The following is a 22,080-nucleotide window of genomic DNA, read 5'->3' as shown; positions in this document are numbered from 1 at the left end:
CCGCCACGGCGTCCGGCTCCGGCCCGGCCGACGCGGCCGCGCTCGCCGCCGACCACACCCGCGCCTTCGCCCTCAGCCGCGCCGGCCGCGCCGAGGAGGCGCTGGCCGTATACGCGTCCGTGGCCGAGGGGCGCGCCCGGGAACTCGGCCCGGACCATGCCGACACCCTCGCCGCGCGCCAGGAGGCGGCGTACGAGACGGCCAGGCTGGGCCGCCACCAGGAGGCGTACGAGACCTACCGCGCGGTGCTCGCCGCCCGGGAGCGCACCGCGGGCCCGCGCCACCCCGACACGCTGCGCTGCCGGCACAACGTGGCCTGCGCGCTCGGCGCCCTCGGCCGGTTCACCGAGGCGCACCGCACCGCCGCCGAGGTCGCCGCCGACCGGGCGGCCGTCCTGGGCGCGGAGCACGCGGACACCCTGCTGACCCGGTACGAGGTGGCGTACGCGCTCGGCCGCCTGGAGCGCTGGGACGAAGCCCTCGAAGGCTTCCGGCACGTCGCCGCCGTACGCGAGCGGGTGCTCGGCCGCGACCACCCCGACACCCTGGCCGCGCGGTACGAGGTCGGCATCGCGCTGGGCCGCACCGGGCACGCCGTTCAGGCCCTGGACCTGTTCCGGGCCCTGGTGCGCGACCGCACCCGGGCGTACGGGGCCGCCGACCCGGAGACGCTGCGCGCCCGGCACGTGCTCGGCGTCAACCTGGGCCGGCTGGAGCGCTGGGAGGAGGCGGTGGCCGAGGCCCGGCAGGTCGGCGCGGCGCGCGCCGAGGTGCTCGGCGCCGAACACCCCGACACGCTGACCAGCCGCCGCGAACTCGCCGTCGGCCTCGGCCGCCTGGGCCGCTGGGAGGAAGCGCTGCCGGTCTACCGGGAGCTGTCCGGCATCCGCGAGCGGGCCCTCGGCGACGAGCACCCCGACACGGCGCTGGCTCACGCCGACGAGGCGTACTGCCTGGAGCGGCTGGGCCAGGTGTGTTACCAAGAGCCATGACGACCTCGCGGGGCTTCGGACAGGACGTGTACGACGACGTGATCGTGGGCGGCGGACACAACGGCCTCGTGGCCGCCGCGTACCTGGCCCGGGCGGGCCGCTCGGTCCTGGTGCTCGAACGGCTCGGGCACACCGGCGGGGCCGCGGTGTCCACCCGCCCCTTCGCGGGCGTCGACGCCCGGCTCTCGCGCTACTCCTACCTGGTCTCGCTGCTCCCGGCGAAGATCGTGCGCGACCTCGGACTCCAATTCGCCGTACGGGCGCGCACGGTCTCCTCGTACACCCCCGTGGAGCGCGGCGGGCGACCCGGCGGGCTGTTCGTCGGCGGTGACGACGCGCGCACCCGCGAGTCCTTCGCCCGCCTGACCGGCTCGGACCGGGAGTACGAGAGCTGGCGCGAGTTCTACGGGACGACCGGCCGGGTGGCGCAGCGGATCTTCCCCACGCTGACCGAGCCGCTGCCCACCCGGCAGGAGCTACGCGACCGGGTCGACGACGAGGCGGCCTGGCGGATGCTGTTCGAGGAGCCGCTGGGGCAGGTGGTGGAGCGCACCTTCGCCGACGACCTGGTCCGGGGCGTCGTCCTCACCGACGGGCTGATCGGCACCTTCGCGGACGCGCACGACCCCTCGCTCGCACAGAACCGCTGCTTCCTCTACCACGTCATCGGCGGCGGCACGGGGGACTGGAACGTCCCCGTCGGCGGCATGGGGGCACTGACGGACGCCTTGGCGGCGGCCGCGCGGGCCGCCGGGGCGGAGATCGCCACCGGGCACGAGGTGCTGCGCATCGACACGGACGGCACCGCCCCGGCCGAGGTGACCTTCCGAACGCACGCGGGGGAGGGGCGCGTGGTCGGGCGCACGGTGCTGGTCAACGCCTCTCCGCGGGCGCTGTCCGAACTCCTCGGACAGGAGCCGCCCCAGCCCGCGGCCGAGGGGGCCCAGCTGAAGGTCAACATGCTGCTGCGCAGGCTGCCCCGGCTGCGGGACGCGGCCGTGGACCCGCGCGAGGCCTTCGGGGGGACCTTCCACGTCGCGGAGGGGTACGAGCAGCTCGCGCGGGCGTATGCGGAGGCCGACACCGGCGAAATCCCCTCGGTACCGCCCTCGGAGATCTACTGCCACTCGCTGACGGACCCCACGATCCTCGGCCCCGAGCTGGCGGAGCGGGGCTACCAGACGCTCACGCTCTTCGGGCTGCACACACCGGCCCGGCTGTTCGGACGCGACAACCAGGGGGCGAGGGAGGTGCTGCTGACCGCGACCCTCGCCCAGCTCGACGCGCACCTGGCCGAACCGATCACCGACTGCCTGGCCTTCGACGCCGACGGCCGCCCCTGCATCGAGGCGAAGACCCCGCTCGACCTGGAGCGCGAGCTGCGCCTGCCCGGCGGCCACATCTTCCACCGGGACCTGTCGTGGCCCTACGCGGACCAGGGCACGGGCCGGTGGGGCGTGGAGACCGCGCACCGCAATGTCCTGCTGTGCGGAGCGGGTGCGGTGCGCGGCGGTGGTGTCAGCGGGGTCCCCGGGCACAACGCGGCGATGGCGGTGCTGGGGCACTGACCCGCCCCGCTCACCTCGCTGACCCGCTGACCCGCTGACCCCGCTGACCGCACTCACGCGGCGGGCTCGATCACCACGATCGGGATCTCGCGGTCGGTCTTGGTCTGGTACTCGTCGTACGCGGGCCAGTGCTTGACCATCTGCGGCCAGAACGCGGCCCGTTCCTCGGAGGTCGCGGTGCGCGCGGTGGCCTGGAGCACCGCGGGGCCGACCTGGATGCGGACCTCGGGGTGCTCGGTCAGGTTCTTGTACCAGAGCGGGTGCGCCGGGTCGCCGCCCTTGGACGCGACGATGAGGTAGCGGCCGTCGTCCTCGCCGTAGATGAGCGGAGTGCGCACCGGTCGGCCGGACTTGCGGCCGATGGTCGTGAGCAGCAGGGTCTGGGTGTTGTTCCAGTACTGCCCCTCGGTCCCGCCCGAACCGACGTACAGCTTGACGTGGTCGAGCGTCCAGCCCGGCTTGGGGTCGACCGGATGGTCCCAGTCGATGTCGGTGGTCATATTGCCGCACCTGCCTTCGGTGTTGAACGGTAAACAAACCTCAACAACGACCGACAACGCCGAGGGGCACGCTTTTATGCCCCTGTCCGCGCCGCCCGGGTGACACGACGGCCACAGCACTAGTCGTTCGAGCGGGTCCAGCCCGTGGCCTCGATGCGGGCGGCGTCGGCCGGGCGGTCGTCGGCGAACAGGAGGCGGGACGGCTCCGCCACGCGTACGACGTCCACGTAGATCCCCCGCCCCACATAGCGTCCCTTCGCGGCGTGCCGCAGGCGCAGCCGGACCTCGCGGCCGGCCCAGTCGGCGAGCGGGGCTTCGAGGCGGTGCCAGATGCGTCCCGACCAGCCGGACGCGGAGCCGAGCGGCCATTGTTCGGCGGTCCCGCCGATGGTGCGCACGGTGCTGAACGGCAGCGGCTGCCAGGTCTGCCCGTCGGGTGAGGCTTCCAGGTGGAGGGCGCCGTCGCCGGGCACCGTGTCCCACCACACCGCGCAGCGCAGCCGGGCCGCGGGTCCGGCCGGGGTCAGCGGGGGCAGGGTGAGGGTGCCGTGGCCGCCGGTCTCCATGCCCGAGAACCAGGCCGGGCCGCCGTGCTTCGTACGGACCGGGACGGCGCGGGCGAAGCGGTTGCCGACCGCGACGCGGGGTGCGCTGCCGGCCCGCCAGGTCCGTACGGGGTGTACGGAGTTGCCGAGCAGGATCAGGAAGGAGTCGGTGGAGGGGTCCAGGACGAGGGAGGTGCCGGTGAAGCCGGTGTGGCCGGCGGAGTGCGGGGTGGCCATCGCGCCCATGTACCAGTGCTGGTAGAGCTCGAAGCCGAGGCCGTGGTCATCGCCGGGGAAGGCGGTGTTGTAGTCGGTGAAGAGCAGCTCGACGGAGGCGGGGCGCAGGATGCGCCTGCCGGCGTAGGCGCCGCCGTCGAGGAGGGTGCGGGCGAGGACGGCCAGGTCCCAGGCGGTGCCGAAGATGCCGGCGTGGCCGGCGACCCCGCCCAGGGCGTGGGCGTTCTCGTCGTGGACCTCGCCCCAGACCAGCCCGCGGTCCAGGCCGGACCAGGGCGGTCGCTGCACCTCGGTGGCGGCGATGACGCGGCGCCAGGAGAGCGGTGGGTTGTAACGAGTGCGGTGCATCCCGAGTGGAGCGGTGATCTCGTCGTGGAGCAGGACATCCAAAGTGCGGCCGGTGATCCGTTCCAAGAGCAGCTGGAGCGCGATGAGGTTGAGGTCCGAGTACCGGTACACGGTCCCGGGAGTCTCCTGCGGTTTCACCGACCACAGCAGCCGCAGCTGTCCCTCGCGTGTGGACTCCTGGTAGAAGGGCGCCCACGAGCGCAGCCCCGAGGTGTGCGTGAGCAGTTGCCGGACCGTGACGACCTCCTTGCCGCCCCCGACGAACTCCGTCAGGTACCGGCACACCGGAGCCTCCAGCTCCAGGCGGCCCCGCTCCATCTGCTGTACGGCCAGCAGAGAGGTGAACAGCTTGGTCAGCGAGGCCAGGTCGAAGACGGTGTCCTCGGCCATCGCGATCCGCTCGGCCGCCGGGAACTCCCGGACCCGGTCGGTGCGCCCGTCGTAGTCCGCGTACCGGACGGCGTCGCCCATGGCACGGTGCAGGGCCACCGTCCGGCCCCGGCCGGCGAGGACCACGGCGCCCGCGTAGTAGGGGTGTTCGGGGGAGGGGCCGAGGAACCGCCGCGCCTCGTCCGCCACCCCCTCCAGGTGCTTCTCCAGCAGCCCGGCCTGGCGGGCGGAGCCGTAGCGCAGCCGCAGTCCCTGGAGTGCGCGCCGCTCGGCCGGATTGCCGGCCGCCCCGGCGCTGCCGGGGAGTGCGGCGTGCAGGACGAGCACCCCGCCGAGCGCGAGCAGCCGCGCGCCGAGCCGCCGCCGGCTCAGGCCGCCGCCGGCTGCTCCCTCGGCCCCCATACCTGCTTCCATGTGCGGTCCTCCCGTCCGAGTGGGCATGCGGCGCCGTTTCCCAGGGCTCCGCCCCGGACCCCGCGCCTCACACCCCCCGGCTACCGCCGGGAGGTGCCCCCGGGCGAGGCCGGGCTGTGCCCGAGGCGCCGACTGCGCCGCACGCTAGTGGGTGTGTGCCCGCCCCGGAGGCGTGCCCCGCACCGACCGGCCCCAAAGAATCTGACACTGCATCAGAAAATCTCTTCCCTCGGATGCCGGGCTGCGGCATCCTGCCGCCCATGGAGACGGAGCTGAGCAAGAAACTGGGAGTCGAGCACGCCATCTTCGGCTTCACGCCCTTCCCGGCGGTCGCCGCTGCCATCACCCGCGCGGGCGGCTTCGGCGTACTCGGCGCGGTGCGCTACACCGCCCCCGACGACCTCAAGCGCGACCTCGACTGGATGCAGGAGCACACCGACGACAAGCCCTACGGCCTTGACGTCGTCATGCCCGCCAAGAAGGCCGTCGACGGCATCAGCGAGGCCGACATCGAGGCCATGATCCCGGCCGGCCACCGCGACTTCGTCCGCGACACCCTCGCCAAGCACCACGTGCCCGAGCTGGCCGAGGGCGAGGCCTCCGGCTGGCGCATCACCGGCTGGATGGAGCAGGTCGCCCGTAACCAGCTCGACGTCGCCTTCGACTACCCCATCAAACTCCTGGCGAACGCCCTCGGTTCCCCGCCCGCCGACGTCATCGCGCGCGCCCACGACCACGGCGTCCTCGTGGCCGCCCTCGCCGGCAGCGCCAAGCACGCCCGCCGCCACGCCGAGGCGGGCATCGACGTCGTCGTCGCCCAGGGCTACGAGGCCGGCGGCCACACCGGCGACATCGCCACCATGGTCCTGGTCCCCGAGATCGTCGAGGCCGTCGCCCCGCTCCCCGTCCTCGCCGCCGGTGGCATCGGCAGCGGCGAGCAGATCGCCGCAGGCCTCGCCCTCGGCGCCCAGGGCGCCTGGCTCGGCTCCCTCTGGCTCACCACCACCGAGGCCGACCTGCACTCCCGGGCCCTCACCGAGAAGCTCCTCGCGGCCGGCTCCGGCGACACCGTCCGCTCCCGCGCCCTCACCGGCAAGCCCGCCCGCCAACTGCGCACCGAGTGGACCGACGCCTGGGACGACCCCGAGGGTCCCGGCGCGCTCCCCATGCCACTGCAAGGGCTGCTCGTCGCCGAGGCCGTCTCCCGGATCCAGAAGTACGAGGTCCAGCCGCTGCTCGGCACGCCCGTCGGCCAGATCGTCGGCCGGATGAACTCCGAACGCAGCGTCCAAGCCGTCTTCGACGACCTCACCGGCGGCTTCGAGCGCGCCATCGACCGCATCAACCGCATAGCCGGCCGAGCCTGAGAGGCGGGAGCAGCATGTCCGACACGCAAACCAACGGGTTCTGGGCACAGGCCGCCGCCGACCCGGACCGGACCGTCCTCGTCACCCCCGAGGGCGAGGAGTGGTCCGCCGGCCGGCTGCACGCCGACGTCAACCGGCTCGTCCACGGCCTGCGCGCCGCCGGTCTGGAGAAGGGCGACGTCTTCGCCGTCGTCCTCCCCAACGGCGTCGAGTTCTTCACCGCCTACCTCGCCGCCGCCCAGGCCGGCTTCTACCTCGTCCCGGTCAACCACCACCTCGTGGGCCCCGAGATCGCCTGGATCGTGTCCGACTCGGGCGCCAAGGTCCTCATCGCCCACGAGCGGTTCGCCGCCGCGGCGGCCGCCGCGGCCGACGAGGCAGGCCTGCCCGCGAGCCACCGCTACGCCGTCGGAGCCGTCGCGGGCTTCCGCGCGTACGGCGAACTCCTCGACGGACAGCCCGCGAGTGTCCCCGAGGACCGCACCCTCGGCTGGGTCATGAACTACACCTCCGGCACCACCGGCCGGCCGCGCGGCATCCGCCGTCCGCTGCCCGGCAAGCTCCCCGAGGAGACGTACCTCGGCGGCTTCCTCGGCATCTTCGGCATCCGCCCCTTCGACGACAACGTCCACCTGGTCTGCTCGCCGCTCTACCACACGGCCGTCCTGCAGTTCGCGGGCGCCGCCCTGCACATCGGCCACCCGCTGGTGCTGATGGACAAGTGGGCCCCGCAGGAGATGCTGCGCCTGATCGACACCCACGCGTGCACGCACACCCACATGGTGCCGACGCAGTTCCACCGGCTGCTCGCGCTCCCGCAGGAGACCAGGGACGCGTACGACGTCTCCTCCATGCGGCACGCCATCCACGGCGCCGCGCCCTGCCCCGACCACGTCAAGCGGGCGATGATCGACTGGTGGGGCCGGTGCGTGGAGGAGTACTACGCGGCGAGCGAGGGCGGCGGCGCCTTCGCGACGGCCGAGGACTGGCTGAAGAAGCCGGGAACGGTCGGCAGGGCCTGGCCGATCAGCGAACTGGCCGTCTTCGACGACGACGGCAACCGGCTGCCCGCCGGCGAACTCGGCACCGTCTACATCAAGATGAACACCGGCGGCTTCAGCTACCACAAAGACGAGGGCAAGACGAAGAAGAACCGCATCGGCGACTTCTTCACCGTCGGCGACCTCGGGCTGCTGGACGAGGAGGGCTACCTCTTCCTGCGCGACCGCAAGATCGACATGATCATCTCGGGAGGGGTCAACATCTACCCGGCCGAGATCGAGTCGGCCCTGCTCACCCATCCGGCCGTCGCGGACGCCGCCGCCTTCGGCATCCCGCACGCCTCCTGGGGCGAGGAGGTCAAGGCGGTCATCGAGCCCGCGGAGGGCTTCCAGGCCGGTGACGCGCTGGCCGCGGAGATCCTCCACCACTGCGAGCGGCAGCTCGCCGGCTACAAGCGGCCCAAGACGGTGGACTTCATAGAGACGATGCCGCGCGACCCCAACGGCAAGCTGTACAAGCGCAGGCTGCGCGATCCGTATTGGGAGGGCCACGAGCGCGCGATGTGACGTGCCCGCCACGCCCGGAAATTTAGTGACAAGTGCCACGTCGGAGCCCCGGATGCGCGGCGCGCGCCGCACATCCGGGACAGTTCTGGCAACTTTGCTCATATGAGTACGGCAACCCGCAGATCCCCCCTGACCGACTGGGCCGTCGTGGTCCCCCTGGTGGCGCTCGTCGCGCTCGTCTTCAGCTGGGGACGCGACCTGCCCTCCTTCGCGGTGGGCCTGGTGGCCCTCTGCCTCGCGGGGGCGGTCCTGGCGGCCGTGCACCACGCCGAGGTGGTCGCGCACCGGGTCGGAGAACCCTTCGGCTCCCTCGTCCTCGCCGTCGCCGTCACCGTCATCGAAGTGGCCCTCATCGTCACCCTGATGGCCGACGGCGGCGACAAGACCGCCTCGCTCGCCCGGGACACCGTCTTCGCCGCCGTGATGATCACTTGCAACGGCATCGTCGGCCTGTCCCTGCTCGTCGGGGCGCTGCGCAACCGCGTCGCCGTCTTCAACGCCGAGGGCTCCGGCGCGGCCCTCGCCACCGTCGCGACCCTCGCCGTACTCAGCCTCGTGCTGCCCACCTTCACCACCACGAAGCCCGGCCCCGAGTTCTCCACCGCCCAACTCGCCTTCGCGGCGGGCGCTTCAATCTCCCTCTACGGGCTGTTCATCGCCGTCCAGACGGTGCGCCACCGGGATTACTTCCTGCCCGTGGACACCTCGCGGCGCCGCGAGGAGGCCGCCCAGGCCGCGGCGGCCGCCGCCGCGGGCGAGGACGACGACCATGCCGCGCCGCCCACCGCCAAGGCCGCCCTGGTCAGTCTCGGCCTGCTGCTGGTCGCTCTGGTCGCGGTCGTCGGCAACGCCAAGGCCGTCTCCCCGACCATCGAGCGCGGAGTCGCCAACGCGGGCCTGCCCAACGCCGTCGTCGGTGTGATCATCGCCCTGCTCGTCCTGGCGCCCGAAACCCTCGCCGCCGTCCGTGCGGCCCGCCGCGACCGCGTCCAGACCAGCCTCAACCTGGCCTACGGTTCCGCCATCGCGAGCATCGGCCTGACCATTCCGGCCATCGCGCTGGCCTCGGTCTGGCTCTCCGGCCCGCTGCTGCTGGGCCTCGGCCCGATCCACATGGTGCTGCTCGCGCTGACCGTGGTGGTCAGCGCCCTCACCATCGTCCCCGGCCGCGCCACCCTGCTCCAGGGCGGCGTGCACATCGTCCTGCTGGCCGCGTACCTCTTCCTGGCGGTGAGCCCGTGAGCCCGTGAGCCCCCGCCGCGGCTCGCGGCGGGGGTCCGGGGTTCAGGTCAGCGCCGCTCGCGCGGCCAGACCACCTTCAGCCGCGGCGAGGCGAGGATGTCCCGCTCGCAGAACCGCGCCGTGACCCAGCGCTCCTGCGAGAAGAGCCGGGTCTGGTCCGCGTAGTACGGCGAGCCCGGGTTCGAGGACTGGCCGTACGTCAGCAGCGTGCGCGCCACCGGGCAGCGCCCGCCGTCCCAGCCGACCGCCTGGATGTGGCTGGAGCCGTGCACGACCTCCGGGTAGCCGCCGGCCGCCGCGTTCCACGGCGCCTCGATCTTGTTCCAGACCCCCAGGGCCTCCGGCCCGCCGCCCACCGGCAGCCGCTGCCCGCCGCGCACCACGAACTGGTGTTCGCCGAGCGGCGCGTCCAGCGCGATCCCGGCCGCCGCGAACTCCAGAGCCGTGTCCGCGAGCGCCCGCCCGATCCCGGGCGCCGCCTGGTTGAGCGTACGGGGAGTCCGTACCGGATCGGCTGCCGAGAAGGGCACGAGCCACAGGTCCTTGGCCGCGGTGTTCGAGGTCAGCCTGCGCCAGAGCCGGTCGAAGAGCAGGGCCCCGCGGCTGCCGCTGTCGGCCGTACGGTCCCAGCCCGCCAGTACCCCGCAGGCCGCCGAGACGTCCACCGTGCTGCCGTCGCTCGCCGTCGCCGCGCCGCCGGGCAGGGCCGCGCAGGCCTTGGCCGCGTCGGCCGCCGCCAGGTCACCGGCCGGGACCCGGTTCGCGTACTGCTGCTTCTGCAGGTCGGCCACGGTCAGCCCGCCCTTGGCGGCCATCGCCGCCACGTCCTCGACCGCGCCCCTGGTGCGCAGCGAGCGCGGGGCGTCGACATTGCCCCAGATCCGCTCGTAGCCGGTCAGCGGCCGGTCGGCGTTGGCCAGCCAGGCACTGTCGTTGGAGTTCTCGGCGTACGGGGCGTCCCGCAGGGTCGGCGCCTTCCCCGGGCCGAACACGCCCGGCTGTACGGCGTCCGGGTCCGAGCCCGGTGCGCAGTCGCCCCGCGAACCGTCCAGGACCGCGAGCCCCGAGGCGGGGTACGTCGCCCTGCCGAGCGGGGTCGAGCAGCGGGCGGCGAGTTCGTCCGTGATCCGGGGGAGCACCTGGGACTGGGTGAAGAGGGTGCCGCCGGCCGAGTCCGCGGCGACCGTGTTGACCCAGGGCAGCCCCTGAGTGCGCCTGAGCGCGTCCTGGACACCGGAGACCGAGCGGGCCTTGCCCAGGGCGAGGGCGGTGTCGGAGCCGCGCAGGTTCAGCGCGTTGGGATCGTTCAGTGCGTACGCCGTGCCCGCGGTCCAGGGCAGCGGCAGGCCCGGGCCGAGGCCCGTGACCACGGGCCCGTAGCGGGTCCACCACTGGCTGCGGACGACGGGCGCGCCGTCCGCGACCTGGACGCTGACCTTCCGCTCGGTCATCCGCTCGGGCTTGCCGTCCACCAGGTAGGCGGTCGGATCGGCCGGGTCGAGGGTGAGCTGGTGCAGGTTGACGGGGGTGCCGGTGGCGACCGTGTGGCTCCAGGCCACCTTCTCGTTGAAGCCTATGTTCACCACGGCGGTGCCCAGCAGGGAGCCGCCCGAGACGTTCAGCTCGCCGGGTATGGTCTGCTGCGACTGCCAGAAGCGGCGGCCGCCCTGCCAGGGGTAGTGCGGGTTCCCGAGCAGCAGACCGCTTCCGTTCGCGGTCGTGGAGCCGGCGAAGGCGACCGCGTTGGATCCCATGTCGTAGCGGGTGGTGTCGAAGAACTCCCGCGCGGCCTCGGCCGCCGCGGCGGGGTCGATGTCCTGGCCGCCCGGGGCGAGGGCCGCGCTGCCCGGCGGCCGGGCCGCGGTGATGCCGTCGATGCCGCGGCCCTGGCCGCCGAGCACCGAGACGGCGAACCCGCGGGCGGCCACGTCGGTGGCGGTGACCGGGCGGACCCACTTGGCGCCCTTGCAGGCCGGGTCGGTGATCTTGTTCTGGGCGAGCCAGGCGTTGTAGCCGGCCGCCCAGCCGCGCATCAGCTCCTTGAGGTCCCGGCTCGGGCCGGCCGGGGCGGGGGTGGCCAGGAGGTTTTCGACGGCGCCCGACTCGCGCACGCCCTTGAAGTACAGGTCGCTGGAGAGGTTCCGGGTGGCGGAGGAGAGCGAGCCGTCGGGCGCCGCGTCGGGGCCGAACCAGCGCGAGCGCTCGCCGGAGACGGTCAGGAACCCGTCGGCGAGCACACAGACCTGGTCGGCGGCCTGGGCCCAGCCGGTACCGAAGCCGAGGTGGGCGTAGTCCTGGGCCAGGATGTGCGGGATGCCGTTCTCGGTGTAGCGGATGACGGCGGACAGGCCGCCGCCGGACGGGCCGTGGTCCCCGGCGGCAGCGGCCTCGGCCTGCGGTATCGCGGCGGTGGCGGCGAGCAGCACGGCCCCGGTGAGGGCGGCGCGACGGAGGGCCGGGCGGGTGCGGAGATGCAACATGCCTCCCAAGTGGCCTGCCAAGGGGGCTGGTTGCCCGCGAGGCAGGTGGTTCGTCCGTGCGCTCACACTCACGCAGGCGATCCGAGGATCTGTCAACATCCCGTTCGGTATCCCGGCGTTTCGCTTCGCGGCCGCGCCGGGGCCTCAGGCGTCGAAGTCGGTGCCCCGGCTGACGCATTCCCAGGCACGGGCCTCCGCACGGGCGGCGTTCGCGTGGGTGAGGATCGCGTCGAGGGCGTCATTGCCGAGCGCGAGCCTCAGCGGGGTGTGCTCGGCGTCCAGCGCGGCGAGGATCGCGGCGGCCGCCTTGACCGGGTCGCCGGGCTGCCGGCCGTCGCTGTCCGGGAGGCCGGTGCGCACCGCGCCGACCGTGTCCTCGTAGGCCGGCAGGACGGTGGTGGTCTGCTGGAGCGCGGCCCCGCCCGCGAAGCCGGTCCGGAACGATCCCGGCTCGACGATCAGGGCCTTGATGCCGAAGGCGGCGACCTCGCCGGCGAGCGCCTCGGTCAGGCCTTCCAGGGCGAACTTGGTCGCCGAGTACGCCCCGACGCCCGGGAAGGAGAGCCGCCCGCCCATGCTGCTCATCTGCACCACGGCGCCGCTCCCGCGCGCCCGCATGTAGGGCAGCGCGGCGCGGGTCAGTGCGGCGGGGCCGAAGAAGTGCAGTTCCATCAGGTCGCGGAGTTCGGCGTCGGAGGTCTCCTCGACGGCGCCGACCAGACCCCGCCCGGCGTTGTTGACGAGTACGTCGATCCGGCCGAAGCGGGCCACGACCTCGGCGACGACCGCACCGGCGCGGGCCGTGTCCGTGACGTCGACGGCGAGCGGCAGCAGCCGGCCCGGGTGTGCGGCGGCCAGGTCGCCGAGCGAGGCGGGGCGGCGGGCCGCCGCGGCGACGCTGTCCCCGGCCGCGAGCGCGGCCTCGGTCAGGGTCCGGCCGAAGCCGGAGGAGGCGCCGGTGATCAGCCAGACCCGTCCGGTGTCGGCGGTCCGGTTCGCCGTGTCCTGCGAAGTCATCAATCCCCCTGTGTGTGACGGGTCTTGCGGGCCGTACGTGATCATCCTGCCGCTTGCCGGCCCGCTCGGTCAGCCCGGTCTCGGATCATGAGAACCGGAGTCGTCGGATGGGACGAGTCCGCTGCGGTGGAGGCGGCGCAGGGTGAGGGACTCGTGCACCAGCCGGCCGACCAGCGCCCCGCCGTAGACCACGAAGCCGACTCCGACCAGCCAGGACTGGACCACCAGGAGGGTGCCGAAGGGGCCGTAGGTCACGGCGTTGGAGGCGATCAGGGGCGAGAACACCAGCTGCGAGAAGATCCGCAGGCCCAGCAGGCCGACGCTGGTGGCGGCCGCCCCCGGGAGCAGGGCGCGCCAGCGGACCCGGCCGCCGAGGAGCAGGCGCTGGGAGGTCCAGAAGAACAGGCAGGTGCCGATGACGTCGCCGGTGGTGCCCAGCACCGTGCCGACCGCGTCGTCCGACGGGGAGGGGATGACGACGAGCAGCGCGAGGTAGCAGACCAGCAGGGCGAGCCAGACGACGTGCCGCCACATGGTGTGCCAGCGGGCCGTCGGGAGGTCCCACACCTTCTCGTACCCGGTCTGCACCGCGGAGCCGAAGGTCAGACCGAAGACGGCCAGGGCGGCCAGGCCGAAGGCCGTGGTCCGTTCGAGCGCGAGATCGGCGGCGCCGAACAGCACCTCGACGCGTTCCCGCGAGGAGTGCGACACCCCGAGCGCCTGCCCGAGCCACCGGCCGAAGCCCGAACCGCTGCCGGGCGCTGCGGCCGCCACGACCAGCAGCAGCGGCACCAGGGTGAGGAAGCCGAGGGCGGCGAAGCCCATCGCCCGGTGCATCAGCTCCATCTCCCGGCCACGGCTCCAGGCCAGCCCGGCGGGGGAGCCCTGGAGCCGGTCGTGGATGCGCCGGATGATCGAGGTCACGCCTCATCACCTACCCGGACGGGCCCGCCGGCTCCCGGGAGGCACACCGAAGTAGGCCCGAAGGGGTGGTTTCAGCTCGCCCGGAGGTCCACCAGCCGTTTGATCTTGCCCACCGAGCGCTCCAAGGTCTCCGGATCCACCACCTCCACCCGGACGGACACCCCGATCCCCTCCTTGACCGCCCGCACCACGGCGGCCGCCGCGGCCTCGCGCCGGTCCGCATCGCACTCCCGGCGCGCCTCCACCCGTACGGTCAGGGCGTCCATCCGGCCTTCCCGGGTCAGCCGCAGCTGGAAGTGCGGAGCCAGTCCCGGGGTCCGCAGGAGCACTTCCTCGATCTGCGTCGGATAGAGGTTCACCCCCCGCAGGATGATCATGTCGTCGCTGCGGCCCGTGATCTTCTCCATCCGGCGGAAGGCCGGCCGGGCCGTGCCGGGCAGCAGCCGGGTCAGATCACGGGTGCGGTAGCGGATGACGGGCATGGCCTCCTTGGTCAGCGAGGTGAACACCAGCTCCCCGGGCTCGCCCTGCGGCAGTACCGCGCCGGTCAGCGGATCCACCACCTCGGGCAGGAAGTGGTCCTCCCAGATGTGCAGCCCGTCCTTGGTCGCGGCGAATTCCTGCGCCACGCCGGGGCCGATGACCTCGGACAGGCCGTAGATGTCCACCGCGTCGATGCCGAGCCGCTCCTCGATCTCCCGGCGCATCTCCTCGGTCCACGGCTCCGCGCCGAAGATCCCCGTACGCAGGGACGTGGAGCGGGGGTCGATGCCCTGGCGTTCCATCTCGTCCAGCAGGGTCAGCATGTAGGAAGGGGTCACCATGATCACCTCCGGCCGGAAGTCCTGGATCAGCCGGACCTGGCGGTCGGTCATCCCGCCCGACGCGGGCACGACCGTACAGCCGAGGCGCTCCGCGCCGTAGTGCGCGCCCAGGCCGCCGGTGAACAGGCCGTACCCGTAGGCGATGTGCACGATCTGGCCCGGTCTGCCGCCGGCGGCGCGGATCGACCGGGCGACGACATCGGCCCACACGGACAGATCGGCCTCGGAGTACCCGACGACGGTCGGCCGGCCGGTGGTGCCGCTGGAGGCGTGGATGCGCCGCACCTCGGAGCGGGGCACGGCGAACATTCCGAAGGGGTACTGGTCGCGCAGATCCGCCTTGGTCGTGAAGGGGAACAGGGCGAGGTCGGCGAGGGAGCGGCAGTCGTCGGGGTGCAGTCCGGCCTTGTCGAAGGCGTGCCGGTAGAAGGGCACGTGCTCGTACGCGCGGCGCAGGGTCGCGCGCAGCCGCGTCAACTGGAGGGCGGCCAGCTCGTCGGCGCTCAGCCGCTCGCCGTCGTCCTGGACATCCGCGTACGCACTCATGCCGTCACCCCACTCAGGAAACCGACCGATCATTCGGTAGATTGCCGGACCCCGGCGGGTAAATCAATGACTCGAACGAGTGATCGGCCGATCCTCCTCGATGTGTTCGCGGCGGAGGTCAGCGGCTCGCGTCCGCCTCCGCCGCCACCGTTTTCGCCCAGCGGTAGTCCGCCTTGCCGCTCGGGGAGCGTTGGATGGCGGGGGTGACGACCAGCTGGCGCGGGATCTTGTAGCCCGCCAGCTTGGTGCGGCAGTGGATCTGGATCTCGTCCAGGGTCGGTTCCGGCGCGCCCGCCCGGATCTGGACCACCGCGGCCACGTGGTTGCCCCAGGTCGCGTCCGGGACCCCGGCCACCAGGGCGTCGTACACGTCCGGGTGGGACTTCAGCGCCTGCTCGACCTCCTCCGGATACACCTTCTCCCCGCCCGTGTTGATGCACTGCGAGCCGCGCCCCAGCACCGTGACGATGCCCTGTTCGTCCACGGTCGCCATGTCGCCGAGCAGTACCCAGCGCTCCGCTCCCTTCTGGAAGAAGGTCTCGGCGGTCTTGGCCGGGTCGTTGTAGTAGCCGAGCGGGACGTGGCCGCGCTGCGCGAGCCGTCCCGGTTCGCCCACCGGCACCGGCTCGTGCGTCACCGGGTCGACCACCTGCGTACGGTCGTTGACCTCCAGACGGAAGCCCTTCTCCGGGCTGGAGTCGTTGGTCGCCCTGCCGTTGGATCCGGACTCGGAGGACCCGAAGTTGTTCAGGAGCATCACATGCGGCACGAGCCGCTGGAACTCGGCCCGTACGGTCTCCGACATGATCGCCCCGGACGAGGAGACGCTGAACAGGGACGACAGGTCCGCCCCCTTGAGCGGGCCGTTCAGGGCGTCGATGAGCGGGCGCAGCATCGCGTCGCCGACCAGCGACACGCTCGACACCTTCTCCTTCTCGATCGTGCGCAGCACCTCTTCCGGCGCGTACTTGCGGTGGATGACCACCCGCTGGCCGTAGTTGAAGGCGATGAACGAGGTCAGCGTGGACGTGCCGTGCATCAGCGGGGGAGCCGGGAAGAAGGTGAGCCCGGCGCCGCGCGCCGCGACCCGCTCGGCCAGCTCCTCGGGCCGCTTGACCGGCTCGCCCGACGGTTCGCCGCCGAAGAGGCCCGCGAAGAACAGGTCCTCGGCACGCCACATCACGCCCTTGGGCATGCCGGTCGTACCGCCCGTGTAGATGATGAACAGGTCGTCGGGCGAACGGGGCGGGAAGCCCCGCTCCGGCGATCCGGCCGCCTCCGCGTCGGCGTACGCGATCGGTGCGATCGAGGGCTCCGGCGCGCCCTCGGGGGCGGACCCGACCCGGATCAGGTGCCGCAGCCGCGTCGTCTGCGGCAGCGCGGCCGCCACCCGCTCCGTGAACTCGCCCTCGAAGACCAGCGCCGCGAGGTCGGCGTCGTTGTAGAGGTAGACCAGCTCCTCCTCCACGTACCGGTAGTTCACGTTCACCGGCACCAGGCGGGCCTTCAGGCAGGCCAGCACCGTCTGCAGGTACTCGGTGCCGTTGTAGAGGTGCAGGCCCAGGTGCTCGCCGGCCTTCAGCCCGCTGTCGAGCAGGTGGTGCGCGATGCGGTTCGCCGCCGCGTCCAGCTCCGCGTACGTGAGGCGGTGCTCGGCGCCGGTCCCGGGGTGGTCCACGTACACGAGGGCCTCGCGGTCCGGAACCACGTCCACGACCGACTCGAACAGGTCGGCAAGGTTGTACTCCACCGGTCCTCCTGACCCTGGAAGTTCCCATGGCTGGGCCCATGGCTGCTCTGCTCGGCGGTCATTAGAGCGCCGCCGATCCCAAGTGGGAAGGGCGCCGTCCAATAAATCTGACTGGGTGTCAGAAAACTATTGAACTGCACCCGCACCTACTGCAACCTGTTCTAGGTCTTGAGACGGGAGGACGGCAATGGGTGGGACGGAACACCTGACCGTGGAACGCCACGGCGCGACGCTGGTGCTCACCATGAACAGGCCCGAGGCGAAGAACGCGCTCTCGCTGCCGCTGCTGGTGGGACTGTACGACGGGTGGCTGGAAGCGGACGCCGACGACGGGATCCGCTCGGTGGTCCTGACCGGCGCGGGCGGCGACTTCTGCGCCGGCATGGACCTGAAGGCGCTGGCCGGCAAGGGCATGGCGGGCGACCAGTACCGGGACCGGCTCAAGGCCGACCCCGACCTGCACTGGAAGGCGATGCTCCGCCACCACCGGCCGCGCAAGCCGGTGATCGCGGCGGTGGAGGGGTACTGCGTGGCCGGCGGGACGGAGATCCTGCAGGGCACCGACATCCGGGTCGCGGCCGCGGGGGCGACCTTCGGCCTCTTCGAGGTCAAACGGGGCCTGTTCCCCATCGGCGGCTCCACGGTGCGGCTGCCGCGGCAGGTCCCGCGCACGCACGCGCTGGAGATGCTGCTGACCGGGCGGCCGTACTCGGCCGAGGAGGCGGCGCGGATCGGTCTCGTGGGGCGGGTGGTGCCGGACGGGACGGCCCTGGAGGCGGCGCTGGAGATCGCGGAGCGGGTCAACGCGTGCGGGCCGTTGGCGGTGGAGGCCGTCAAGGCCTCGGTGTACGAGGCAGCCGAGCTGACGGAGACGGAGGGGCTGGCCGCCGAACTGATCCGGGGGTGGCCGGTCTTCGACACCGCCGACGCCAAGGAAGGCGCGCGGGCCTTCGCGGAGAAGCGGCCCGCGGTGTACCGCCGGGAGTAGCCGGCGCGGCTCCGCCGCCGGGGCTCCGCCCCGGACCCTGCCCCGGACCCCGCGCCTCAAACGCCGGCGAGGCCGGATGTGCCCGGCGGGGCTGAACGTGGCCCCGCGTTGAAAACGTGCCGTTCCCGATCATCGGAGAGTCGCCCATGACCGCCGCGTCGCCGCCCGAGGTGCTTCGTGCGCCGCTCGTCGTCGAGTTTCCCTTCACCCGGTCGCTCGGACCGGTTCAGTCCGCCTTCCTCACCGGGTTGCGCGAGCGCGTCGTCCTCGGGGTGCGGACCTGCGACGGGGCGGTGATGGTTCCGCCCGTCGAGTACGACCCCGTCACCGCCGAGGAGATCCGCGAGCTCGTCGAGGTCGGAGCGACCGGGACCGTCACCACCTGGGCCTGGAACGACACTCCGCGCCCGAACCAGCCCCTGGACACCCCCTTCGCCTGGGCGCTGGTCAAGCTCGACGGCGCCGACACCGCCCTCCTGCACGCCCTCGACGCCCCCGGCCCCGACTCCGTGCGCACCGGCATGCGCGTACGGATCCGCTGGGCCGCGGACCGGTCCGGCGCGATCACCGACATCGCCTGCTTCGAGCCGTACGAGGGCCCGGCCGCCGGAGCACCCGCCCCGCACGACGGCGCCTTCGCCGAGCCCGTCACCGGCATCGTCGCCGAGGCCCGCCTCGACTACACGTACAGCCCCGGCCGCGCCCAGACCGCCTACATCAACGCCCTGTCCGAGCGCAAGACCGTCGGCGAGCGCTGCCCCTCCTGCCACAAGGTGTACGTCCCCCCGCGCGGCGCCTGCCCCACCTGCGGGGTCGCCACCACCGACCACGTCGAGGTCGGCCCGGCCGGCACCGTCACCACCTACTGCATCGTCAACATCAAGGCACGCAACCTCGACATCGAAGTCCCTTACGTCTACGCCCACATCGCCCTCGACGGCGCCGGCCTCGCCCTCCACGGCCGGATCGGGGGCATCCCGTACGACCAGGTCCGCATGGGTCTGCGCGTCGAGCCCGTGTGGAGCGAGGGCGGCCGCTACCCCGACCACTACCGCCCCACCGGCGAACCGGACGCGGACTACGACGTGTACAAGGAGCTCATCTGATGCCCAGGACGAGCAGGCACGTACGCGAGGTGGCCGTCGTCGCGTTCGCGCAGAGCGACCACCTGCGCCGTACCGACGAGCTCAGCGAAGTCGAGATGGTCATGCCCGTCCTGCACCAGGTCCTGGCGCAGACCGGCCTGAAGGCCACCGAGATCGGCTTCACCTGCTCCGGCTCCAGCGACTACCTGGCCGGCCGGGCCTTCTCCTTCACCATGACCCTCGACGGGGTCGGCGCCTGGCCGCCGATCTCCGAGTCCCACGTCGAGATGGACGGCGCCTGGGCCCTCTACGAGGCCTGGGTCAAGATACAGACCGGCGAGGCCGACACCGCGCTCGTCTACTCGTACGGGAAGTCCTCGCCCGGATCGGTACGGGACGTGCTGACCCGGCAGCTCGACCCGTACTACCTCGCCCCGCTCTGGCCCGACGCGGTGGCCCTCGCCGCCCTCCAGGCGCAGGCGCTCATCGACGCGGGGGAGACCGACGAGCCCGCCCTCGCCGCCATCGGCGCCCGCAGCCGGGCCGCCGCCGAGGCCAACCCGCACGCCCAGCTCAGCGGCGCCGTCCCCCAGGGCGGGTACCAGGTCCGGCCGCTGCGCACCGGGGACTGCCCGCCCATCGGCGACGGCGCGGCCGCCGTGATCCTCGCCGCGGGCGACGTGGCGCGGCGGCTGTGCGAACGGCCCGCCTGGATCACCGGCATCGACCACCGCATCGAGGCGCACGGACTGGGTCTGCGCGACCTCACCGACTCCCCGTCGACGCGCATCGCCGCCGAGCAGGCCGGGGTGTTCGAAGCACCGGTGGACACGGCGGAACTGCACGCGCCGTTCTCCTCCCAGGAGGTCGTGCTCCGCAAGGCCCTCGGGCTCGGCGAGGACGTGGCCGTCAACCCCTCGGGCGGCGCCCTCGCCGCCAATCCGGTCATGGCCGCGGGCCTGATCCGGATCGGTGAGGCGGCCGCCCGGATCCACCGCGGCGAGTCCCACCGGGCCGTCGCGCACGCCACCTCCGGCCCCTGCCTCCAGCAGAACCTGGTCGCCGTCCTGGAAGGGGACCCCGTATGAGCACGTCGGGCAAGGAGCCGGTCGCGATCGTCGGGATCGGCCAGACCAAGCACGTCGCCGCCCGGCACGACGTCTCCATCGCCGGACTGGTCCGCGAGGCCGCCGCGCGCGCCCTCGCGGACGCCGAGCTGACGTGGGCGGACATCGACGCGGTCGTCATCGGCAAGGCTCCCGACTTCTTCGAGGGCGTGATGATGCCGGAGCTGTACCTGGCGGACGCCCTCGGGGCGGTCGGCAAGCCCATGCTCCGTGTCCACACGGCCGGTTCGGTGGGCGGATCCACGGCGCTCGTCGCCTCCAACCTGGTGGCGGCGCGCGTCCACCGTACGGTCCTCACGCTCGCGTTCGAGAAGCAGTCCGAGTCCAACGCGATGTGGGGCCTGTCGCTTCCCGTCCCCTTCCAGCAGCCGCTGCTGGCGGGCGCGGGAGGCTTCTTCGCCCCGCACGTACGGGCCTACATGCGGCGTACCGGCGCGCCCGACACGGTCGGCTCGCTCGTGGCCTACAAGGACCGCCGCAACGCGCTGAAGAACCCGTACGCGCACCTGCACGAGCACGACATCACCCTGGAGAAGGTCCAGGCCTCGCCGATGCTGTGGGACCCGATCAGGTACTCCGAGACCTGCCCGTCCTCCGACGGCGCCTGCGCGATGATCCTCACGGACCGGGCGGGCGCGACCCGTTCGCCGAAGCCGCCGGCCTGGGTCCACGGCGGGGCGATGCGCAGCGAGCCGACGCTGTTCGCGGGCAAGGACTTCGTGTCCCCGCAGGCCGGCAAGGACTGCGCGGCCGACGTCTACCGGCAGGCGGGGATCACCGACCCGCGCCGGGAGATCGACGCGGTCGAGATGTACGTCCCGTTCTCCTGGTACGAGCCCATGTGGCTGGAGAACCTCGGCTTCGCGGAGGAGGGCGAGGGCTGGAAACTCACCGAGGCCGGGGTCACCGAACTGGAAGGGGACCTCCCGGTGAACCCGTCGGGCGGAGTCCTGTCCACCAACCCGATCGGCGCCTCCGGCATGATCCGGTTCGCTGAGGCGGCGCTGCAGGTCCGGGGCCAGGCGGGCGAGCACCAGGTGCCGGACGCCCGCCGGGCCATGGGCCACGCGTACGGAGGCGGTGCGCAGTTCTTCTCGATGTGGCTGGTGGGCGCGGAGCAACCGGTTTCCTGAGCGGACGAAGCCGCCTCTGACCGGAAGTCCGCTTCCGCGCAAGGGTGCCGAACCGACCACGAGTGACTCACCGTGGCCTGTGCGGCACCCCTTGCGATGGTTAACCTTGCCCCGGGACGACGTACCGGGAGGAGCACGCACGTGGCCGAGAGCATGACTTCGCAGGCCCTGGCCGGCTGGGGCAAGCCGGATCTCGATCTCAGCGAGGCGGACTGGCAGTCCAGCAGCCGAGGAGGGGGCGACGTCCAGATCGCCTTCGTCGAGGGGTTCATCGCGATGCGCAACAGCGAGCGCCCCGAAAGCCCTTCGCTGATCTTCGCGCCGGACGAGTGGCGCAAGTTCGTCCTGAACGCGCGGGGCGGGGAGTTCGACCTGACGTAGACGGGGCCGGGCCGGTCCCGCGGCGGAGCGGGCGGGACGGCAGGGCGGCGGGGCGGCGCGGTCCGGGGCCGTACCGGGGAAAGCCGTTGCGGTTCGCAAGCCGCCCCGTCACAATGGCCCGCATGACGATCATCCGCCGAAAGGGCGATGCCGCGTAGTCGGCCCGGCGCCCTGCGCGCCGAACGAGGGACGTACGAGGGGCGCCGCGCGCCCGCCTGGGCGCGCGAGCTGCCCCCGCTGGACCGGCTCTCGCCCGCCGCGAGCGCGGAAGCCCACTGGGCGCTGGCCCACGAGGGCGCGGCCGACCTCCTGAGCCTGCTGGTGGCGTACCGGGCCTTCCTGGACCGCCCCGGCGACCGGCTGCGACCGGTCGCCTCGGAGTGCCCGGCCTGCCCCGGCTGCGCGCGCGACGACGTGGCCGTGGTCCGGGACGAGCTGGCCGACGCGTACCGGGCCCTGCCGCCCGGCGCCCGGGTCGCCCTGGGCGGCGTACTGGCCCGGCTGGACGCGGAGTTCCGCCGCCGGACCCTTCCCGACCCGGATCCGCGGGCCGCGCACTGGGCGGACTGGAGCGGCAACCCGTACGCCTGGTGGCACCGGCGGCTCTACGACGACGGCTGAGCCGGGGCCGCCGGGTGCGGCTGGTCATCGCGG

18 protein-coding genes are annotated in these 22,080 nt (G+C 72.9%); 11 read left to right on the top strand and 7 right to left on the bottom strand.

What is annotated here, in order from left to right; all coding sequences use genetic code 11:
- Nucleotides 1-992, top strand: a 992-nt coding sequence (locus ACFWBF_RS21710) for a tetratricopeptide repeat protein (RefSeq protein ID WP_385604234.1), incomplete at its 5' end; no start/stop codon positions are given.
- Nucleotides 989-2,560: a phytoene desaturase family protein gene (locus tag ACFWBF_RS21705; RefSeq protein WP_385604231.1), complete on the top strand. Its 1,572-nt coding sequence runs from the start codon at nt 989-991 to the stop codon at nt 2,558-2,560. The genes ACFWBF_RS21710 and ACFWBF_RS21705, both read left to right, overlap by 4 nt.
- 53 nt (nt 2,561-2,613) lie before the next feature.
- Here the strand turns inward: ACFWBF_RS21705 and ACFWBF_RS21700 are convergent, their stop codons facing one another.
- Both ACFWBF_RS21700 and ACFWBF_RS21695 read right to left on the bottom strand, forming a co-directional pair.
- Nucleotides 2,614-3,060, bottom strand: coding sequence for a nitroreductase family deazaflavin-dependent oxidoreductase (locus ACFWBF_RS21700; RefSeq protein WP_385604228.1), 447 nt, complete (start codon nt 3,058-3,060; stop codon nt 2,614-2,616).
- 119 nt (nt 3,061-3,179) lie between these two features.
- Nucleotides 3,180-4,994: a serine hydrolase gene (locus ACFWBF_RS21695; protein WP_385604225.1), complete on the bottom strand. Its 1,815-nt coding sequence runs from the start codon at nt 4,992-4,994 to the stop codon at nt 3,180-3,182.
- A 260-nt stretch (nt 4,995-5,254) separates the two neighbouring features.
- Between ACFWBF_RS21695 and ACFWBF_RS21690 the strand changes: the two genes are divergently transcribed.
- The 3 genes from ACFWBF_RS21690 (at nt 5,255) to ACFWBF_RS21680 (ending at nt 9,171) form a co-directional block, all read left to right on the top strand.
- Nucleotides 5,255-6,361, top strand: a complete 1,107-nt coding sequence (locus ACFWBF_RS21690; protein ID WP_385604222.1) for an NAD(P)H-dependent flavin oxidoreductase — start codon at nt 5,255-5,257, stop codon at nt 6,359-6,361.
- A 14-nt stretch (nt 6,362-6,375) separates the two neighbouring features.
- Nucleotides 6,376-7,929, top strand: a complete 1,554-nt coding sequence (locus ACFWBF_RS21685) for an acyl-CoA synthetase (protein WP_385604219.1) — start codon at nt 6,376-6,378, stop codon at nt 7,927-7,929.
- A gap of 102 nt (nt 7,930-8,031) precedes the next feature.
- The gene (locus ACFWBF_RS21680; RefSeq protein WP_385604216.1) at nt 8,032-9,171 is read left to right on the top strand and encodes a calcium:proton antiporter; all 1,140 of its coding nucleotides are present in this window, start codon (nt 8,032-8,034) and stop codon (nt 9,169-9,171) included.
- 47 nt (nt 9,172-9,218) lie between these two features.
- Here the strand turns inward: ACFWBF_RS21680 and ACFWBF_RS21675 are convergent, their stop codons facing one another.
- The 5 genes from ACFWBF_RS21675 to ACFWBF_RS21655 all read right to left on the bottom strand — a co-directional run bounded on the left by ACFWBF_RS21675 (nt 9,219) and on the right by ACFWBF_RS21655 (nt 16,712).
- Entirely contained in the window at nt 9,219-11,651 is a 2,433-nt protein-coding gene (locus ACFWBF_RS21675; RefSeq protein ID WP_385604213.1) for a penicillin acylase family protein, read from the bottom strand.
- Nucleotides 11,652-11,795: 144 nt separating this feature from the next.
- Nucleotides 11,796-12,668, bottom strand: coding sequence for an oxidoreductase (locus ACFWBF_RS21670; RefSeq protein WP_385604210.1), 873 nt, complete (start codon nt 12,666-12,668; stop codon nt 11,796-11,798).
- Nucleotides 12,669-12,737: 69 nt separating this feature from the next.
- On the bottom strand, nt 12,738-13,592 hold the full coding sequence (locus ACFWBF_RS21665) for a YhjD/YihY/BrkB family envelope integrity protein (RefSeq protein ID WP_385604207.1): 855 nt from the start codon (nt 13,590-13,592) through the stop codon (nt 12,738-12,740).
- Between the two features lie 71 nt (nt 13,593-13,663).
- Entirely contained in the window at nt 13,664-14,962 is a 1,299-nt protein-coding gene (paaK, locus tag ACFWBF_RS21660; protein WP_385604204.1) for a phenylacetate--CoA ligase PaaK, read from the bottom strand.
- A gap of 118 nt (nt 14,963-15,080) precedes the next feature.
- Nucleotides 15,081-16,712, bottom strand: a complete 1,632-nt coding sequence (locus tag ACFWBF_RS21655) for an acyl-CoA synthetase (RefSeq protein ID WP_385604201.1) — start codon at nt 16,710-16,712, stop codon at nt 15,081-15,083.
- 187 nt (nt 16,713-16,899) lie between these two features.
- On the opposite strand from ACFWBF_RS21655, the gene ACFWBF_RS21650 reads away from it, so the two are divergent.
- The 6 genes from ACFWBF_RS21650 (at nt 16,900) to ACFWBF_RS21625 (ending at nt 22,047) form a co-directional block, all read left to right on the top strand.
- Nucleotides 16,900-17,700 (top strand): crotonase/enoyl-CoA hydratase family protein, encoded by an 801-nt coding sequence (locus tag ACFWBF_RS21650; RefSeq protein WP_385604198.1) that lies wholly within the window; start codon nt 16,900-16,902, stop codon nt 17,698-17,700.
- Between the two features lie 146 nt (nt 17,701-17,846).
- Nucleotides 17,847-18,806 carry a Zn-ribbon domain-containing OB-fold protein gene (locus tag ACFWBF_RS21645; protein WP_385604195.1) on the top strand — a complete coding sequence of 320 codons (960 nt, stop codon included), beginning with the start codon at nt 17,847-17,849 and terminating at the stop codon, nt 18,804-18,806.
- Nucleotides 18,806-19,873 (top strand): thiolase domain-containing protein, encoded by a 1,068-nt coding sequence (locus tag ACFWBF_RS21640; protein WP_385604192.1) that lies wholly within the window; start codon nt 18,806-18,808, stop codon nt 19,871-19,873. The genes ACFWBF_RS21645 and ACFWBF_RS21640 overlap by 1 nt, the downstream gene beginning before the upstream one ends.
- Nucleotides 19,870-21,045 (top strand): thiolase domain-containing protein, encoded by a 1,176-nt coding sequence (locus ACFWBF_RS21635; RefSeq protein ID WP_385604189.1) that lies wholly within the window; start codon nt 19,870-19,872, stop codon nt 21,043-21,045. The genes ACFWBF_RS21640 and ACFWBF_RS21635 overlap by 4 nt, the downstream gene beginning before the upstream one ends.
- Before the next feature lie 153 nt (nt 21,046-21,198).
- Nucleotides 21,199-21,426 (top strand): DUF397 domain-containing protein, encoded by a 228-nt coding sequence (locus ACFWBF_RS21630; RefSeq protein ID WP_385604239.1) that lies wholly within the window; start codon nt 21,199-21,201, stop codon nt 21,424-21,426.
- 147 nt (nt 21,427-21,573) lie between these two features.
- Entirely contained in the window at nt 21,574-22,047 is a 474-nt protein-coding gene (locus ACFWBF_RS21625; protein ID WP_385604186.1) for a hypothetical protein, read from the top strand.
- The last annotated feature ends 33 nt before the right edge of the window (nt 22,048-22,080 follow it).

This window comes from Streptomyces sp. NPDC060028, from assembly GCF_042736725.1.
GTDB lineage: Bacteria > Actinomycetota > Actinomycetes > Streptomycetales > Streptomycetaceae > Streptomyces.
The sequence above is the reverse complement of the archived record's forward strand: the minus strand, read 5'-3'. Positions and strand labels throughout refer to the sequence as shown.

Bases quoted from the DNA above. Each gene is read 5' to 3' on its own strand.
- ACFWBF_RS21705 (WP_385604231.1), top strand. From the start codon at position 989: ATGACGACCTCGCGGGGCTTCGGACAGGACGTGTACGACGACGTGATC.
- ACFWBF_RS21700 (WP_385604228.1), bottom strand. From the start codon at position 3,060: ATGACCACCGACATCGACTGGGACCATCCGGTCGACCCCAAGCCGGGC.
- ACFWBF_RS21695 (WP_385604225.1), bottom strand. From the start codon at position 4,994: ATGGAAGCAGGTATGGGGGCCGAGGGAGCAGCCGGCGGCGGCCTGAGC.
- ACFWBF_RS21690 (WP_385604222.1), top strand. From the start codon at position 5,255: ATGGAGACGGAGCTGAGCAAGAAACTGGGAGTCGAGCACGCCATCTTC.
- ACFWBF_RS21685 (WP_385604219.1), top strand. From the start codon at position 6,376: ATGTCCGACACGCAAACCAACGGGTTCTGGGCACAGGCCGCCGCCGAC.
- ACFWBF_RS21680 (WP_385604216.1), top strand. From the start codon at position 8,032: ATGAGTACGGCAACCCGCAGATCCCCCCTGACCGACTGGGCCGTCGTG.
- ACFWBF_RS21675 (WP_385604213.1), bottom strand. From the start codon at position 11,651: ATGTTGCATCTCCGCACCCGCCCGGCCCTCCGTCGCGCCGCCCTCACC.
- ACFWBF_RS21670 (WP_385604210.1), bottom strand. From the start codon at position 12,668: ATGACTTCGCAGGACACGGCGAACCGGACCGCCGACACCGGACGGGTC.
- paaK (WP_385604204.1), bottom strand. From the start codon at position 14,962: ATGAGTGCGTACGCGGATGTCCAGGACGACGGCGAGCGGCTGAGCGCC.
- ACFWBF_RS21650 (WP_385604198.1), top strand. From the start codon at position 16,900: ATGGGTGGGACGGAACACCTGACCGTGGAACGCCACGGCGCGACGCTG.
- ACFWBF_RS21645 (WP_385604195.1), top strand. From the start codon at position 17,847: ATGACCGCCGCGTCGCCGCCCGAGGTGCTTCGTGCGCCGCTCGTCGTC.
- ACFWBF_RS21640 (WP_385604192.1), top strand. From the start codon at position 18,806: ATGCCCAGGACGAGCAGGCACGTACGCGAGGTGGCCGTCGTCGCGTTC.
- ACFWBF_RS21635 (WP_385604189.1), top strand. From the start codon at position 19,870: ATGAGCACGTCGGGCAAGGAGCCGGTCGCGATCGTCGGGATCGGCCAG.
- ACFWBF_RS21630 (WP_385604239.1), top strand. From the start codon at position 21,199: ATGACTTCGCAGGCCCTGGCCGGCTGGGGCAAGCCGGATCTCGATCTC.
- ACFWBF_RS21625 (WP_385604186.1), top strand. From the start codon at position 21,574: ATGCCGCGTAGTCGGCCCGGCGCCCTGCGCGCCGAACGAGGGACGTAC.